Below are 16,098 nucleotides of genomic sequence, written 5' to 3' on the forward strand. Positions count from 1 at the left end.
TCGGAGGTTTTTAATGAACAAAACAAAACGAACTTTTAATAAGCGTGCATTTACTTTAATTGAAATGCTCCTTGTATTATTAATTATAAGCTTATTATTGATTTTGATTATACCCAATATTGCAAAACAATCTTCACATATTCAAAGTACTGGTTGTGAAGCACAAATAAAAATGATTGAAAGTCAAGTTGAAGCATTTACTCTAAAACATAATAAAAAACCACAGTCTATAGATGAACTTATTGCGGATGGCTATATCAAAGAAAACCAAAAAAATTGTAAATCAGGATCAACCATTACAATTAACAACGGTGAAGTAATTGCAAACTAGTAAAGCATTTACTTTAATTGAAATGCTGTTGGTTATGGGTATCATAAGTATCTTATTATTTATTCAAGTAAACCATATATCTATAAATGATAAGAAAATTAATAAAAACAATAACTTTATGAATACATTAATCATTCGACTAAATTATTTGAAATCTAAAGCGATTAAAGATGATAAATCCATAACACTCATATTTAACGACTATTCAAATAAAATCATAGTTAGAGAACAGTCAACTGAAAATAAAGATATAAATTTTCCACAAAATACTTATATACATCCTAAAAGTAATATAAATTATTTAACATTCAACAATAAAGGTAATACAAATAAATTTGGGAGTATTTTTTTATCAGTAGATAATGAACTTTTTAAATTAATATTTCATATTGAAAAGGGAAGATTAAGATATGAGAAACAAAAACATTAAAGGTAGTATACTTATGGATGCATATATCGCTTTTGTTTGTATGCTTATAATGTGCAGTGTTTTTTTGCCTATGATTTTACAATTAAATCATACTTTCAGCGATAAAATTGACAGATTAAGTATGAAAAGAATTACATTATTAACGTTAAAACATAATAATCGTAAAAGTTTACTAAAAGGCATTGATATTGAAGGATACAAAGTTAAATTAACCAATTCAAATTTATGTATAAGAATAAAGGACCAAGTTAATGAAAAATGTTTTTACAAATAAATATTCAAGTTTTACTTACATTGAAGTATTATTTGCACTATTTATCACTTTATTAATATTTACAATGTTACCTTTATTATATAAATCAATCACCCCTATAAAACATCAGTCTAATTTTGAATCATCCATTGATATAGAATTTTTTTCTAGAGACTTAACCGAAACACTATTGCAAAGAAATTCAAAGGCACTAGAAATTGATAAAAACGGACGAATATTAAAATTCGACACAAGAGAAAATACTATAAGATATGAGTTCAAAAACAATAAGATTATTAAAACAATAAATAATACAGGAAACATCACATTATTAAACAATGTAACAAATGCACAATTCATATTATTAAAAAATAAGCACATAAAATTAAAATTGAAAATGCATTATACAGGAGGTACTTTTGAAAAAGCAATTCAATTCTAACATAAACGGGTACATATACCCTTTTGTGATGGTTGTTTATATGCTATATTTATCACTAATAGCAATATATTCTTTTCAATTTAATATTCAGCTAAAAACGCTTGATAATATTGAGTCTTATTATGATAAACAAATTAAATTACAATTACAAAAGGAAGATATTTTTGAAAAATAAAATTAAAACACCGCTTATTTTAATAGGTTTTATGGGTACAGGTAAAACAACATTAGGGAAATATATTGCACAACACAATCAATTAACTTTTGTAGATTTAGATGAATTTATAGTACAACAAGAAGAGAAAACAATACCAGAAATTTTTGAACAATTAGGAGAAAAAGGTTTTCGTAACTTGGAGTTTAAATACTTAAAAAAATGTGTTAACCAATTTGATGTCATTGCTACAGGAGGGGGCATCATCGAGGGCAATGACGCTTTTAACTTATTAATAGAGCAAAAACATGTTGTATGGTTAGATTGTGATATAGAAATTCTATACGATAGAATTAAAAATGATAGCAACAGACCCAATGCAAATAATAAACCGCTTTTTAAACTAAAAAGCTTGTATTCAACTAGAGTTTCAAGATATAATGAAATCGCATTCATCAAAGTGAATAGTAATAAGTCGCTTCCAGTTACATATAAAAAAATATTGGAATCGATGAAAGCGAATGACCAGTATTAGAGAGAATGGTTAATAATTGATTTTAACCATCGCCGAAGGTGCAAGTTTAACGAAACTCTCAGGCAAAAGGATAATACTGAGACGCATTCCTGGATTTTTTGACAGGGTAGGCTTAGTCTACTCTGTCTTTTTTAATACAATAATAGGGGGTTTAGCAATGGTAAATGAATTAAAACACACGCCACTTTATCAAAACTTCGTGGATCTTGGTGCAAAAATTGTTGAATTTGGTGGTTGGGCTATGCCAGTTCAATTTTCAAGTATTAAAGATGAGCACAATGCTGTAAGAACAAATATGGGTTTATTTGACGTAAGTCACATGGGAGAAATTTTAATAAAAGGTTCTGAAGCAGATCAATTAGTACAATACTTACTTTCAAATGATACTGATAATTTAGACACAAAGAAGGCACAATATACAGCATTGTGTAATGAACAAGGCGGTATTATCGATGATTTAATCACCTATAAACTTAGTGAAAAAGAATATTTACTAGTCGTAAATGCTGGAAATACTGATAAAGACTTTGATTGGATGAAAAAACAAGCAGAAAATTTCGATGCTGAAGTTTTAAATGTTTCAACAGAATATGGACAATTAGCTATACAAGGTCCAAAAGCACGTGATTTTGTTCAAGAACATGTGAATCATGATGTATCAGAGATGACTCCATTTGAATTCCTACAAGATGTTGAATTCTTTGGTAAAAATGTAATATTATCACAATCTGGTTATACAGGTGAAGATGGCTTTGAAATTTATTGTAAATCAGATGATACACCATATCTATGGGAATCAATATTAGAATATGATGTAGAACCATGTGGTCTTGGTGCTAGGGATACATTAAGATTAGAGGCTGGTTTACCACTTCATGGACAAGATTTAAGTGAATCAATCACACCATATGAAGGTGGAATTGCATTTGCTGCTAAACCATTAATCGACGCTGATTTTATAGGTAAGAACGTGTTAAAAGATCAAAAAGAAAATGTTTCCAAGAGAAGAACAGTTGGAATTGAAATGATTGATAAAGGAATTCCAAGAACTGGTTACACTGTTTATGATATCGATGGAAATGAGATTGGTGAAGTTACTTCAGGTACACAATCTCCATTAAGTGGTAAGTCTATTGGTTTAGCTATAATTGATAGAGATGCTTTTGAAATGGGCAAGGAAGTTATAGTACAAATAAGAAAAAGACAAGCAAAAGCAAAAATTGTTAAGAAAAATCAAATTAATAAATAATTTAAAGGGGTGTTATTGTGAGTCATCGTTATATTCCATTAACAGATCAAGATAAAAATGAAATGCTTGAGACAATTGGCGCTGAATCGATCAGTGAATTATTTGGAGATGTTCCCAAAGACATTTTATTAAACAGAGAATTAGCTATTCCTGATGCTGAATCTGAAACCACATTAACTAAAAGACTTAATAAAATTGCTAGTAAAAATATCACTAAAGAAACACATACTACATTTTTAGGTGCAGGTGTTTATGATCACTATGCTCCTGCAGTTGTAGATGCAATGATCTCACGTTCTGAATTCTATACTGCTTATACACCTTATCAACCTGAAATTTCACAAGGTGAGTTACAAGCTATCTTCGAATTTCAAACATTAATCTGTGAATTAACAGATATGGATATTGCCAACTCATCAATGTACGATGGTATGACAAGTTTCGCAGAAGCTTGTATTCTAGCATTTAATCAAACGCGTAAAAATAAAATTGTCGTTTCAAAAGGTATGCATTATCAAGCACTACAAGTTTTACACACATATGTAAAAACACGCGAAGAATTTGAAGTTGTTGAAGTTGATTTAGATGGTACAATTACAGATATAGAAAAACTTGAAAATGCAATTGATGATGATACTGCTGCAGTTGCAGTTCAATACCCAAATTTTTATGGTTCAATAGAGGATTTAGAAAAAATCCAATCATTTATCGAAGATAAAAAAGCATTATTCATTGTTTATACAAATCCAATCGCACTAGGCTTATTGACGCCTCCAGGTAGTTTTGGTGCAGATATTGTAGTGGGAGATACGCAACCATTTGGTATCCCAACGCAATTTGGTGGTCCTCATTGTGGTTTCTTTGCTACTACTAAGAAACTCATGAGAAAAACACCTGGTAGACTAGTCGGACAAACTGAAGACCAAGATGGAAACCGTGGTTTTGTGTTAACACTTCAAGCACGTGAACAACATATTAGACGTGATAAAGCAACATCAAATATATGTTCCAATCAAGCATTAAACGCATTGGCTTCATCAATTTGTATGTCTGCTTTAGGAAAACAAGGTATCTATGACATTGCGGTTCAAAATTTTGAAAATGCAAACTATGCTAAAGAACAATTTAAACAACAAGGATTTGAAGTTAGTAATGGTACATCCTTTAATGAATTTGTTGTTAAATTTGATAAACCTGTTAAAGATGTAAACGATGCTTTAATTCAAGAAGACATCATAGGTGGATTTGATTTAAGTGAAATCGTAGAAAACTTCGACAATCACATGTTAATTGCAGTAACAGAATTACGAACGAAAGATGAAATTGATACATTTGTTAAGAAAGCAGGTGAAATAAATGGTAGTAAGTAAATCTAGTCCATTAATTTTTGAACGTTCTAAAGAAGGTCGCTATGCATATTCTTTACCCCAAAAAGAAATTGATAATGGGGCAGTTAATAAGCTATTAGATGACAAATTTATCAGAAAAAATAAAGCTGAATTTCCTGAAGTAGCTGAACTAGATTTAGTGCGTCATTATACAGAGTTATCAAATAAAAACTTTGGTGTGGATTCAGGATTTTATCCGCTAGGGTCATGTACCATGAAATATAATCCAAAGGTAAATGAGAAAATAGCCAGAATACCTGGATTTGCTGAATCACATCCACTACAAGATGAATCGCAGGTACAAGGTTCATTAGAAATTATTCATAGCTTACAAGAAGAACTTAAAGAAATAACTGGTATGGACGAAGTTACATTACAACCAGCTGCTGGTGCTCATGGAGAATGGACAGCACTTATGATTTTCAAAGCTTTTCATGAAAAAAATGGCGAAGGACATCGTAACGAAGTCATCGTACCTGACTCTGCACATGGTACAAACCCAGCTTCAGCAGCATTCGCTGGATTTAAAGCTGTTACAGTGAAATCTAATGAACGTGGAGAAGTTGATATAGAAGATTTAAAACGACTCGTCAATGAAAACACTGCTGCAATTATGCTTACAAATCCAAATACATTAGGTATTTTCGAACAAAACATCATGGATATTCGAAACATTGTACATGAAGCTGGTGGGTTATTGTACTATGATGGTGCTAATTTAAATGCAATTATGGACAAAGTTAGACCTGGAGATATGGGTTTTGATGCTGTTCATTTAAATTTACACAAAACATTTACTGGGCCACATGGTGGTGGTGGACCTGGTTCAGGGCCAGTTGGTGTTAAAAAAGAACTTGCAAGTTTCTTACCAAAACCAATGGTCGTTAAAGAAAATGATGTGTATAAATATGATAATGATATCGAACATTCAATCGGTCGTGTTAAACCATTTTATGGTAACTTCGGTATTTATTTACGCGCTTACACATACATTAGAACAATGGGTAATAAAGGACTTGAAGAAGTTTCAGAGGCAGCAGTATTAAATGCAAACTATATTAAAGCAAGATTGAAAGAACATTTTGAAATCCCATACGAGCAATATTGTAAACATGAATTTGTATTAAGTGGTTCAAAACAAAAAGAATATGGTGTAAGAACATTAGATATGGCTAAACGTTTACTTGACTTTGGCGTTCATCCACCTACTATCTATTTCCCATTAAATGTAGAAGAGGGGATGATGATTGAACCAACTGAAACAGAATCTAAAGAAACATTAGATTATTTCTGTGACACAATGATTGAAATAGCGAAAGAAGCAAAAGAAAACCCTGACAAAGTTTTAGAAGCACCTCATACAACGATTATTGATCGTTTAGATGAAACAAAAGCTGCTCGTCAACCAGTATTAAAGTTTGAGAATTTAAGATCAGAAAAATAATTTTAATAGAACAAGTCAAATAACTTTTGGTTTTAATAAACGAAAAAGAGTATGAGACATTAAACTCAATCAAATATAGAGGACTAATCCATTTTAATATGGATTAGTCCTCTTTGTGATCGATGTAAAACGTTAATCGTGTAAGCATATATGGTTGTAATTATAATTTTGTAGGCTCTCATCTTGCAATTATACTAAGATGACATAGCTTATTTTCCAATTAATACTCTCACTGCTTTATTGGAATATATTATTAAAAAAATTGAGCTATTAGTAAAATAACTAATAGCTCAATTTTTAAATGTTTATTTAACCATTTACTTTTTTGATTTGATTTTACCAGTCCATTTTTTATATCCGCCTTTAAGCATGAATATATCTTTATATCCGTTCTTTTTTAATATTCTAGCGGCACGATAACTGGCAATACCATTCGCGTCACAAAGATAGATTGGTTGATCCGTTCTCAATCCCTGATATCTTTGTTTAAACATTGTGATTGGAATGTTACGAGCACCATTAATATGACCATAATCATAGTCTACTTTTTCTCTCACATCAATCACTTGAGCTTTTCGTAAACCATTATGGAATTCATTTTGGTTTAATTCTGTTACCGCTTTTTTGTTCAAATATCTATTGAACAACATATAAGCGACGATTATTATTAAAATTGCTAAAGCTATAAACCAAAAATTACTCATCTTGCATCCTCCCTAATTAACCGATATTATATATTATAAGACTGTTAGCACAAATTATCAAAATATTTTTATCATGATAATTACATAATACTGACATTTTTGTACAATTATTGAAAACGATAACACACATTAGATGTTATCACAATTTAATTTTAATGAATGGAGTTTTGATTGTGACTGAAACATGGCATTTTATCAACACGGGTAGTAATGATCCATTTTACAATATGGCAATGGATGAAGCGTTATTAAATTTTGTTTCTAGAGGTGAGATTGACCCAGTAATAAGATTTTACACATGGGATCCAGCTACACTTTCAGTTGGCTACTTTCAAAGATTGACTAAAGAAATTGATATAGACAAGGTGGCAGAAAAAGGTTACGGCCTTGTTAGAAGACAAACAGGTGGCAGAGGGGTCTTACATGACAAAGAATTAACTTATAGTGTTATTGTACCAGAATCGCATCCGAATATGCCCAAAACGGTTACAGAAGCTTATAGGGTCATTTCTGAGGGTTTACTTGAAGGATTCAAAACATTAGGTTTTAATGCCTCTTTTGCTATTCCACGATCCAAAGAAGAAAGGTCTAAATTAAAACAACCAAGAAGTGCAGTTTGTTTCGATGCTTCGAGCTGGTATGAATTAGTTGTAGAAGGACGTAAAATTGCAGGAAGTGCTCAAATGAGACAAAAAGGTGTTATTCTGCAACATGGTTCATTGTTACAAGATATAGATATCGATGATTTGTTTGATATGTTTATATTTAAAAATGACCGTTTGAAAGAAAAAATGAAACAAGCTTTTGTTGATAAAGCAGTAGCAATTAATGATATATCTGACCGTTACATCACTATAGATGAAATGGAAAGCGCATTCGAAAGTGGATTCAAAAAAGGATTAAATATTAATTTAAAACCTTTAGAATTAACCACTCAACAAAATGAAGAAGTTGAAGCATTAATTGAAAAGTACCAATCATCAGAATGGACTTATCGAAAATAATTTTATTCTTTATAAAAAAGCATTTACCCACACAATTAATTTCAAATATTGTAGGGTAAATGCTTTGATTTTTCGATAATGTTAAACTTTAAAAGTTTAACATTATTTTTTTTTATTTCTTTTTCTATACTTTCTTTGGGCACGCTTATATTTTCTTTGATCTTCTGTTAAAAAGAAAAAATAGTAAATTAAATAAATAATACCTGCAAAAACAGCTAAACTGATGGCCATTTTTACAAAACTAAATATAAATGCATCTAAGTTAAGTATTAAACCAACTAATGCAATTGCGATTACGATATAGAATATTGCTTGTTTCAAAATAAACACTCCTATTTATATGTCACGTTACTCATTACTTATACTTACTTTTGATAAAGTAGTTTGACCTTTATTAAGTTTCTTCTTATCTTTTTCGTTATAACCATCCCTTATATCACTCATAGCTGAATCTAATGATTTGTTTAATTTAGTAATACTTTTATGTTTCTTTTTATCTTCATCATTCATTTTATCTTTATCAATTTTATTTTTATATGTAGAAAAAGCAGCATCAATTTTATTAGTAATATCTGTTAATTTGTTTTGAGTTTTTTCACTTTGTTTATTTTTTGAAACCTCATCTTCAATATTATTATAATCATCAATTGCTTTTGCGACATCTTGATAATATTCAGAAGACGCTTTAATATGATTCAGCTTATTTTTATTACTTTTTGCATTCTTAATATTGTTTTTATCTTTTTCTAATGCAGTAATATTTGTTTTTTCTTTTTTTATTTCTAATTTTAAATCTTGAATATTACTTTTTAATTTATGATTTTCATCACGTAGTTTTGTTGTTTTCTCTTCTAATGGCCCTAAATTTTGGCTCCCACACCCAGCGAGTATACACGAAGCGCTTAAAATAGCGAATAATTTTTTCTTCATAACTCTCTCCTAATTCAAAAACTATAAATTTGTACATTAATTATGCTATCATTTTAATGTATATATTGGAAATGTACAAATTTATTGAATAGGGTGATTACTGTTGAATAGAATAGATAAATTAAAAGCTGCTCTAAAAACAAAACATTTAGAAGCAATTATCGTTTTATCTGATTATAATAGACGTTACTTATCTGGATTCACTGGAACCAGTGGCGCACTAATTATTACAAATGAAGAAAAACTATTACTTACTGATTTCAGATACATAGAACAAGCGACTACTCAGGCTGCTGATTTTAAAGTAATTAAGCAACAGGGGCAATTGATAGAATCTATTAAATCAACACTTGAAGAATTAAATGTGCAAAATGTTGGTTTTGAAGGTAATTTAGTGAGCTATGATACTTATTTACAGTTAAGTAAATCTTATATTAGTTTAATAAGTATTTCTGGATTAATTGAAAAAATCAGAGAAGTCAAAGATGAACAAGAAATAGCAAATATTCAAAAGGCTGCTCAAATTGTTGATGATGCTTATGAGTATATTTTAACAGTTGCTAAAGCAGGAATGACAGAACTTGAGCTGAAAGCAAAATTAGAAAGTAAAATGCTCGAATTAGGTTCAGAAGGTCCATCTTTTAATACAATTGTTGCCTCTGGAGTCAGAGGGGCGCTCCCACATGGCGTAGCAAGTGATAAAGTAATTAACCAAGGAGAATTAATCACCTTAGATTATGGTGCTTATTACAATGGATATGCCTCAGATATTACTCGTACTTTTGCTATAGGCGAACCGGATGCTCAGTTAAAAGAAATATATCAAATTGTATTACAAGCAAATTTAAAAGGAATTGAAGCAGCTAAAAAAGGGATGACCGCAAAAGAACTTGATGCAGTTGCAAGAGATTATATCACTGAAAAAGGATATGGTGAAGCGTTTGGTCATTCACTGGGCCATGGTATTGGATTAGATGTACACGAAGGTCCAAATTTATCTAAAAAATCTGAATCTCCATTAGAGTTAAATAATTGTGTTACAATTGAACCCGGTATATATTTAGATGGAATTGGTGGCGTGCGTATTGAAGATGATATATTAATTACAGAAAATGGTTGCGAACGCTTTACTAAATCGTCTAAAGACCTTATTATTTTATAGAAGACCTTATATTAAGGAGGAAACTGAATGATTTCGGTTAATGATTTTAAAACAGGTTTAACAATTTCTGTAGATAATGGAATTTGGAAAGTTTTAGATTTCCAACACGTAAAACCAGGAAAAGGTGCTGCATTTGTACGTTCTAAATTACGTAATTTAAGAACAGGTGCTATCCAAGAGAAAACATTTAGAGGCGGAGAAAAAGTTGAAACTGCTATGATCGAAAATCGCCGTATGCAATATTTATACGCTGATGGTGATACACATGTTTTCATGGATAATCAAACATTTGATCAAATTGAATTATCTGCTGATTATTTAGAACATGAATTAAATTTCTTAAAAGCAAATATGGAAGTTCAAATTCAAAGTTATGAAAATGAAACTTTAGGTGTTGAATTACCTAAAAACGTTGAACTTACAGTCACAGAAACAGAACCAGGTATTAAAGGTGATACTGCTACCGGTGCTACAAAGTCTGCAACAGTTGAAACAGGTTATACATTAAATGTGCCACTATTTGTTAATGAAGGAGATACTTTAGTAATTAACACTAGCGATGGTAGTTACGTATCAAGAGCTTAATTCATCAACTTCACACATAATATGACTACAGTATCTTGCAAATTACTTAAAAGCCTTTCCAATTATTTAAATGGAAGGGCTTTTGTTATTTAAGAATAAACTGAAAATAACCTTGACACAAATAATCGTTAACCATTGATTAAATATAGTAATTAATGAGTTATAATAGAAAATATGTATATGCTTGAATTGAACATTTCACTAAAGTAAAATAAACTAGGTAATGAAAACAATCTGAAGGAGTCAGTATTTATGAATTTTAAAGAAATTAAAGAATTAATTGAAATTCTTGATCAATCCAGCTTGACTGAAATTAATATAGAAGATAAAGGGAATATAGTTAATTTAAAAAAAGAGAAAGAAACTGAGATTATTACACCTCAAGTTTCACAACAACCGATGCAACAAATTGCACCACAACAATCGGCTGTATCAAATCAACTCGATGCTCAAAGTTCTGAAGAGACAAGTTCTTCTCAGGAAAATGATAACTTGAAAACAATAAATGCACCGATGGTTGGTACGTTTTATAAATCACCTTCACCGGAAGAAAGTCCATATGTTCAAGTAGGAGATTCTGTTTCAAACGAATCCACTGTATGTATTTTGGAAGCTATGAAATTATTCAATGAAATACAAGCAGAAGTCACAGGGGAAATTACTGAAATACTTGTAGAAGACGGTCAAATGGTAGAGTATGGCCAACCGTTATTTAAGGTGAAATAATGAATAAAATTTTAATAGCAAATAGAGGGGAAATTGCTGTAAGAATTATACGTGCATGTCACGATTTAGGATTACAAACTGTAGCAATATATTCTGAGGGAGACAAAGATGCATTACATACTCAAATTGCTGATGAAGCATATTGTGTCGGTCCCACTCAATCTAAAGATTCTTACCTAAATATCCCTAATATTTTATCCATTGCGACTTCTACAGGATGTGATGGTGTTCACCCTGGATATGGTTTTTTAGCAGAAAATGGCGATTTTGCTGAACTTTGTGAAGCTTGTCAACTTAAATTTATTGGTCCAAGTTATGAATCAATTCAAAAAATGGGTATTAAAGACGTAGCTAAAGAAGAAATGAAGCGTGCTGAAGTACCTGTAGTTCCTGGCAGTGAAGGATTAGTTAAAGACATTAAAGAAGCTAAGAAAATTGCAAAAGATATAGGTTATCCTGTTATTATCAAAGCTACTGCAGGCGGTGGTGGTAAAGGTATACGTGTCGCACGTGATGAAAAAGAATTGGAAACTGGCTTCAAAATGACGCAACAAGAAGCAGAAACTGCTTTTGGTAATAGTGGCTTGTATCTTGAAAAATTTATAGAAAACTTTAGACATATTGAAATACAAGTGATGGGAGATAGTTATGGTAACGTCATCCATTTAGGAGAGCGAGATTGTACAATACAAAGACGTATGCAAAAACTTGTGGAAGAAGCACCATCTCCAATCTTAACTGATGCTAAAAGACAAGAAATGGGTAATGCAGCAGTACGAGCAGCAAAAGCTGTTAATTATGAAAATGCTGGTACTATTGAATTCATTTATGATTTAAACACTAATGAATTTTATTTCATGGAAATGAATACGCGTATTCAGGTAGAGCACCCCGTTACAGAAATGGTAACTGGTATTGATTTAGTAAAACTGCAACTTAAAGTTGCAATGGGTGAAAAATTACCATTCACACAAAAAGATATTGAAATCAAAGGACACGCAATCGAATTTAGGATTAACGCCGAAAATCCATATAAAAACTTTATGCCTTCACCAGGAAAGATTACACAGTATCTAGCACCAGGTGGTTTTGGAGTAAGAATCGAATCCGCATGTTATACTAATTATACAATCCCTCCATATTATGATTCTATGGTAGCAAAATTAATTGTTCATGAACCATCGAGAGATGAAGCAATTATGACTGGATTGAGAGCGTTAGGTGAATATTTAGTATTAGGAATTGACACTACAATTCCGTTCCATATTCGACTTTTAAATAACGATATATTTAGAAGTGGTAAATTTAATACTAACTTCTTAGAAACATATAATATAATGGATGAATAATCTAAATAGGAGGTTTGTGAAATGGTCAAAGTAGCAGAATCATCACATTCCAATTTAGGAAAAATAGAAATAGCACCTGAGGTTTTGACTGTTATAGCTAGTATAGCAACCTCAGAAATAAAAGGCTTAGAAGGACACTTTAAAGAAATTAAAGACTTAAGTGTTGAAAAAGTTACAAAAAAACAATTAGCACGTGGCATTAAAGTAGATACAAAAGATGATGGTATTCATATAGATGTTTATTGTTCATTTTCATACGGCATTAATATCTCAGAAACTGCAAGAAAAATACAAAATGCCATTTATAACTCATTATCTACGATGACAACCATCATACCAAGTCAAATTAATGTTCACATTACACATATCGTATCTACAAATTAAAAATAGCACTATGACTTTAATGTAGTCATAAAACAGGAGTTCCATAATCAAGTGATTAACAAAATTCTATTTTATATTAGTCATAAAGCGTACAATGCTAAAAGGAGTTTATAATGAGTCGAAAAGAATCAAGAACACAAGCCTTTCAAACACTATTTCAATTAGAAATGAAAAATAGTGATTTAACGATTGATGAAGCAATTAGTTTTATTAAAGATGATAATCCAGATTTAGAATTTGATTTTATTAATTGGCTAGTTACTGGTGTAAAAGATCATGAATCTGTGTTAGATAACAAAATTGCGCCACATTTAAAAGATTGGACGATCGACAGGTTATTAAAATCTGACCGTATCATATTAAGAATGTCAACTTTTGAGTTGTTAAATAGCGAAACGCCACAAAAAGTAATCATCAATGAAGCAGTTGAATTAGCAAAACAATTTAGTGATGATGATCATTATAAGTTCATCAATGGTGTATTAAGTAATATTGAATAAAAGAGTGATATAATATGTCAGATTATTTAAGTGTGTCAGCTTTAACTAAATATATTAAATATAAATTTGATCAGGATCCACACCTACAAAATGTATTGCTCAAAGGCGAGCTTTCTAACTTTAAAAAACATAGTAGTGGTCATCTTTATTTTAATGTTAAAGATAAAAATAGTGTAATCAGTGCAATGATGTTTAAAGGAAATGCTTCAAAAATTGACTTCGAGCCTAAAGAAGGTGACGAAGTGCTTTTAGAAGCACGTGTTTCTGTATATGAAAGACGTGGCAATTATCAAGTTTATGTTAATAAAATGCATATAGATGGCATTGGTAATTTATATCAAAAATTAGAACAATTAAAAAAGAAATTAACTAAAGATGGGTATTTTGATCAAAACCACAAGAAAATGATTCCTAAGTTTCCTGAAAAAATTGCTGTGTTGACTGCAGGTACTGGTGCAGCAATAAGGGATATCCATACAACTATCAATAGTCGATATCCTTTAGTTGAACAAATTCAAATTAATACTTTAGTACAAGGTGAGCAGGCTAAGCATGATATCATTGAAAAAATAAAACAAGCTGATGAATTAAATGTAGATACTATTATAATTGGGCGTGGTGGTGGTTCTATAGAAGATTTATGGAACTTCAATGAAGAAGATGTTGTAAAAGCGATTTATACATGTGAAACACCAATTATATCAGCAGTAGGTCACGAAACAGACTTTACACTTAGTGATTTCGTAGCAGATGCACGTGCAGCAACACCTACACAAGCAGCAGTGATGGCTACACCTGATCAATATGAATTAAGACAATATATTCAACAACAAAAATTTTCTCTAACTAGGTTTATGAAACAACAAATTCAACATCGAAAACAGTATCTACAACATGTTGCTTCATACTATAAATTTAAAACGCCAACTTTGTTATATGATCAACAGATTCAAAAACGTGATGATTTAGAAAAACAACTTAATTTAGCAATAAACTTTAAAGTTAATCAACAGGTACAAAAACTGCAATTAATAAAACAGAATTTCAACTTAAAACATTTCAAACAAAGTATTCAGAGAGAACAAACAACGATCAATCAACAACAAACGAATCTTGTAAAATTAATGAATCACCTCATTGTAAAACAAAGAAATAATTTAACTAATAAAATAGAGAATTTGAATAATCTTAGTCCAACCAATACAATGTTACGTGGTTATACGATTGTGAATAAAGAGGATAAGATAGTAACGAGCACGAGTGATTTAACTGAAAATGATAATATTGTATTAACAATGAAAGACGGTTCTGTTGATGCACAAGTTATGAAAGTAAGGTGTAATGATGACGAATAAATCACAAAGTTTTGAAGAAATGATGAAAGAATTAGAAAATATAGTTCAAAAATTAGATAATGAAAATGTTTCTTTAGAAGAATCTTTAAACTTATATCAACGAGGTATGACATTATCAGCAAATTGTGATGAAACATTGAAAAATGCTGAAAAAAAAGTGAATGAACTTATGTCTGAAGAAAATGTTGAAGGCGATGAAGAAACTGAAAAGGAAGAAAATCATGATGAATCATAAAATTGACAATTTAACTGATGAAATAAATAAATTATTGCAAAAATCAATTCCGAATTCATCACTAAATACAGATTTAGAAAATAGTATGAGATATTCGTTAGAAGCAGGTGGCAAACGAATTAGGCCTGTTTTACTTTTATTAACACTGGACATGTTAGCAAAGGATTACAAACTTGGCTATTCTTCAGCACTTGGATTAGAAATGGTACATACGTATTCTCTTATTCATGATGATTTACCTGCAATGGATAATGATGACTATCGAAGAGGTAAATTGACAAATCATAAAGTGTATGGTGAATGGAAAGCAATACTTGCTGGTGACGCATTGCTCACAAAAGCTTTTGATATTATTATTAATGATGACAATCTGAAAGATGATGTTAAAGTAAAACTTATCAAGCGCTTGTCATCTGCAAGTGGACATTTAGGTATGGTGGGCGGTCAAACACTAGATATGCAAAGCGAAGGTGAAGGATCTGCAGTAGACCTGAATACTTTAGAACATATACATCATGCTAAAACAGGAGCGTTATTAAAATTTGCTGTAATGGCTGCAGTAGATATTGCTGAGCCCGAAACCAATGTCGCCAGTTTATTAGAATCATATAGTGAACATTTAGGATTAATGTTCCAAATAAAAGATGATTTATTAGATATTTACGGTGATGAAGCAAAACTAGGAAAAGCTACAGGTAGTGATATCGAAAATGATAAAAGTACTTACGTTTCATTGTTAGGACAAAATGGTGCAGAAGAGAAGTTAAAGTCACATACTGAATCTGCATATGCTTGTTTAGCTCGTTTACCTGAGCAGTATGACACAAGTAATCTAAAATTTATAATTGAATTATTTAATAATAGAGAATCTTAAAAAAACTTATTAACTGTTTTTGATACTTTTATATTATTTCAAATATTAAGTCATGCTACTGATC

At 30.6% G+C, this 16,098-nt stretch carries 20 protein-coding genes and 1 riboswitch; of the genes, 17 read left to right on the forward strand and 3 right to left on the reverse strand.

The window, feature by feature from the left end:
- The first annotated feature begins 13 nt into the window (after positions 1-13).
- The 7 genes from comGC (at position 14) to gcvPB (ending at position 6,226) form a co-directional block, all read left to right on the forward strand.
- Complete coding sequence (gene comGC / locus KA856_RS06675) at positions 14-331, forward strand: competence type IV pilus major pilin ComGC (protein WP_107505267.1); 318 nt, start codon at positions 14-16, stop codon at positions 329-331.
- Complete coding sequence (gene comGD, locus KA856_RS06680) at positions 321-761, forward strand: competence type IV pilus minor pilin ComGD (protein ID WP_107386699.1); 441 nt, start codon at positions 321-323, stop codon at positions 759-761. The genes comGC and comGD overlap by 11 nt, the downstream gene beginning before the upstream one ends.
- A gap of 251 nt (positions 762-1,012) precedes the next feature.
- Positions 1,013-1,456, forward strand: a complete 444-nt coding sequence (gene comGF, locus KA856_RS06685) for a competence type IV pilus minor pilin ComGF (RefSeq protein ID WP_107386709.1) — start codon at positions 1,013-1,015, stop codon at positions 1,454-1,456.
- A 164-nt stretch (positions 1,457-1,620) separates the two neighbouring features.
- The gene (locus KA856_RS06690; protein ID WP_107385157.1) at positions 1,621-2,145 is read left to right on the forward strand and encodes a shikimate kinase; all 525 of its coding nucleotides are present in this window, start codon (positions 1,621-1,623) and stop codon (positions 2,143-2,145) included.
- A riboswitch (glycine riboswitch) is annotated at positions 2,132-2,229 on the forward strand. It overlaps the preceding gene by 14 nt.
- Positions 2,230-2,302: 73 nt before the next feature.
- Positions 2,303-3,394 (forward strand): glycine cleavage system aminomethyltransferase GcvT, encoded by a 1,092-nt coding sequence (gene gcvT, locus KA856_RS06695; protein WP_210138577.1) that lies wholly within the window; start codon positions 2,303-2,305, stop codon positions 3,392-3,394.
- A 17-nt stretch (positions 3,395-3,411) separates the two neighbouring features.
- Positions 3,412-4,764 carry an aminomethyl-transferring glycine dehydrogenase subunit GcvPA gene (gene gcvPA, locus KA856_RS06700; protein WP_107386608.1) on the forward strand — a complete coding sequence of 451 codons (1,353 nt, stop codon included), beginning with the start codon at positions 3,412-3,414 and terminating at the stop codon, positions 4,762-4,764.
- Positions 4,751-6,226 carry an aminomethyl-transferring glycine dehydrogenase subunit GcvPB gene (gcvPB, locus tag KA856_RS06705; RefSeq protein WP_107386609.1) on the forward strand — a complete coding sequence of 492 codons (1,476 nt, stop codon included), beginning with the start codon at positions 4,751-4,753 and terminating at the stop codon, positions 6,224-6,226. The genes gcvPA and gcvPB overlap by 14 nt, the downstream gene beginning before the upstream one ends.
- Positions 6,227-6,543: 317 nt before the next feature.
- Here the strand turns inward: gcvPB and KA856_RS06710 are convergent, their stop codons facing one another.
- Entirely contained in the window at positions 6,544-6,930 is a 387-nt protein-coding gene (locus KA856_RS06710; protein ID WP_107385153.1) for a rhodanese-like domain-containing protein, read from the reverse strand.
- A 173-nt stretch (positions 6,931-7,103) separates the two neighbouring features.
- On the opposite strand from KA856_RS06710, the gene KA856_RS06715 reads away from it, so the two are divergent.
- A complete protein-coding gene (locus KA856_RS06715; RefSeq protein WP_107385152.1) occupies positions 7,104-7,934 on the forward strand; it encodes a lipoate--protein ligase family protein in 831 nt (276 codons plus the stop codon).
- A gap of 102 nt (positions 7,935-8,036) precedes the next feature.
- Here the strand turns inward: KA856_RS06715 and KA856_RS06720 are convergent, their stop codons facing one another.
- Both KA856_RS06720 and KA856_RS06725 read right to left on the reverse strand, forming a co-directional pair.
- Positions 8,037-8,255, reverse strand: coding sequence for an SA1362 family protein (locus KA856_RS06720; protein WP_107521411.1), 219 nt, complete (start codon positions 8,253-8,255; stop codon positions 8,037-8,039).
- Positions 8,256-8,282: 27 nt separating this feature from the next.
- The gene (locus KA856_RS06725; RefSeq protein ID WP_107505163.1) at positions 8,283-8,864 is read right to left on the reverse strand and encodes a hypothetical protein; all 582 of its coding nucleotides are present in this window, start codon (positions 8,862-8,864) and stop codon (positions 8,283-8,285) included.
- A 103-nt stretch (positions 8,865-8,967) separates the two neighbouring features.
- On the opposite strand from KA856_RS06725, the gene KA856_RS06730 reads away from it, so the two are divergent.
- From KA856_RS06730 to KA856_RS06770, 9 genes are all read left to right on the forward strand, one after another.
- Complete coding sequence (locus tag KA856_RS06730; RefSeq protein WP_119535936.1) at positions 8,968-10,026, forward strand: M24 family metallopeptidase; 1,059 nt, start codon at positions 8,968-8,970, stop codon at positions 10,024-10,026.
- Between the two features lie 27 nt (positions 10,027-10,053).
- Positions 10,054-10,611 (forward strand): elongation factor P, encoded by a 558-nt coding sequence (gene efp / locus KA856_RS06735; protein WP_019468387.1) that lies wholly within the window; start codon positions 10,054-10,056, stop codon positions 10,609-10,611.
- 252 nt (positions 10,612-10,863) lie between these two features.
- Complete coding sequence (gene accB, locus KA856_RS06740; protein ID WP_107385146.1) at positions 10,864-11,337, forward strand: acetyl-CoA carboxylase biotin carboxyl carrier protein; 474 nt, start codon at positions 10,864-10,866, stop codon at positions 11,335-11,337.
- On the forward strand, positions 11,337-12,686 hold the full coding sequence (gene accC / locus KA856_RS06745) for an acetyl-CoA carboxylase biotin carboxylase subunit (protein ID WP_107385147.1): 1,350 nt from the start codon (positions 11,337-11,339) through the stop codon (positions 12,684-12,686). The genes accB and accC overlap by 1 nt, the downstream gene beginning before the upstream one ends.
- Positions 12,687-12,707: 21 nt before the next feature.
- Positions 12,708-13,070, forward strand: a complete 363-nt coding sequence (locus KA856_RS06750; protein ID WP_071560408.1) for an Asp23/Gls24 family envelope stress response protein — start codon at positions 12,708-12,710, stop codon at positions 13,068-13,070.
- A gap of 113 nt (positions 13,071-13,183) precedes the next feature.
- Entirely contained in the window at positions 13,184-13,570 is a 387-nt protein-coding gene (gene nusB / locus KA856_RS06755; protein ID WP_019468383.1) for a transcription antitermination factor NusB, read from the forward strand.
- A gap of 14 nt (positions 13,571-13,584) precedes the next feature.
- Positions 13,585-14,925, forward strand: coding sequence for an exodeoxyribonuclease VII large subunit (gene xseA, locus KA856_RS06760; protein ID WP_107385148.1), 1,341 nt, complete (start codon positions 13,585-13,587; stop codon positions 14,923-14,925).
- Entirely contained in the window at positions 14,915-15,160 is a 246-nt protein-coding gene (locus KA856_RS06765; protein ID WP_107385149.1) for an exodeoxyribonuclease VII small subunit, read from the forward strand. Before xseA ends, KA856_RS06765 begins: the two co-directional genes overlap by 11 nt.
- Complete coding sequence (locus KA856_RS06770) at positions 15,147-16,034, forward strand: polyprenyl synthetase family protein (RefSeq protein WP_107505164.1); 888 nt, start codon at positions 15,147-15,149, stop codon at positions 16,032-16,034. Before KA856_RS06765 ends, KA856_RS06770 begins: the two co-directional genes overlap by 14 nt.
- The last annotated feature ends 64 nt before the right edge of the window (positions 16,035-16,098 follow it).

This window comes from Staphylococcus sp. GDB9P120P, from assembly GCF_017893435.1.
Lineage (GTDB): Bacteria > Bacillota > Bacilli > Staphylococcales > Staphylococcaceae > Staphylococcus > Staphylococcus cohnii.

Bases quoted from the DNA above. Each gene is read 5' to 3' on its own strand.
- comGC (WP_107505267.1), top strand. From the start codon at position 14: ATGAACAAAACAAAACGAACTTTTAATAAGCGTGCATTTACTTTAATT.
- comGF (WP_107386709.1), top strand. From the start codon at position 1,013: ATGAAAAATGTTTTTACAAATAAATATTCAAGTTTTACTTACATTGAA.
- gcvT (WP_210138577.1), top strand. From the start codon at position 2,303: ATGGTAAATGAATTAAAACACACGCCACTTTATCAAAACTTCGTGGAT.
- gcvPB (WP_107386609.1), top strand. From the start codon at position 4,751: ATGGTAGTAAGTAAATCTAGTCCATTAATTTTTGAACGTTCTAAAGAA.
- KA856_RS06710 (WP_107385153.1), bottom strand. From the start codon at position 6,930: ATGAGTAATTTTTGGTTTATAGCTTTAGCAATTTTAATAATAATCGTC.
- KA856_RS06725 (WP_107505163.1), bottom strand. From the start codon at position 8,864: ATGAAGAAAAAATTATTCGCTATTTTAAGCGCTTCGTGTATACTCGCT.
- efp (WP_019468387.1), top strand. From the start codon at position 10,054: ATGATTTCGGTTAATGATTTTAAAACAGGTTTAACAATTTCTGTAGAT.
- accB (WP_107385146.1), top strand. From the start codon at position 10,864: ATGAATTTTAAAGAAATTAAAGAATTAATTGAAATTCTTGATCAATCC.
- accC (WP_107385147.1), top strand. From the start codon at position 11,337: ATGAATAAAATTTTAATAGCAAATAGAGGGGAAATTGCTGTAAGAATT.
- KA856_RS06750 (WP_071560408.1), top strand. From the start codon at position 12,708: ATGGTCAAAGTAGCAGAATCATCACATTCCAATTTAGGAAAAATAGAA.
- nusB (WP_019468383.1), top strand. From the start codon at position 13,184: ATGAGTCGAAAAGAATCAAGAACACAAGCCTTTCAAACACTATTTCAA.
- xseA (WP_107385148.1), top strand. From the start codon at position 13,585: ATGTCAGATTATTTAAGTGTGTCAGCTTTAACTAAATATATTAAATAT.
- KA856_RS06765 (WP_107385149.1), top strand. From the start codon at position 14,915: ATGACGAATAAATCACAAAGTTTTGAAGAAATGATGAAAGAATTAGAA.
- KA856_RS06770 (WP_107505164.1), top strand. From the start codon at position 15,147: ATGATGAATCATAAAATTGACAATTTAACTGATGAAATAAATAAATTA.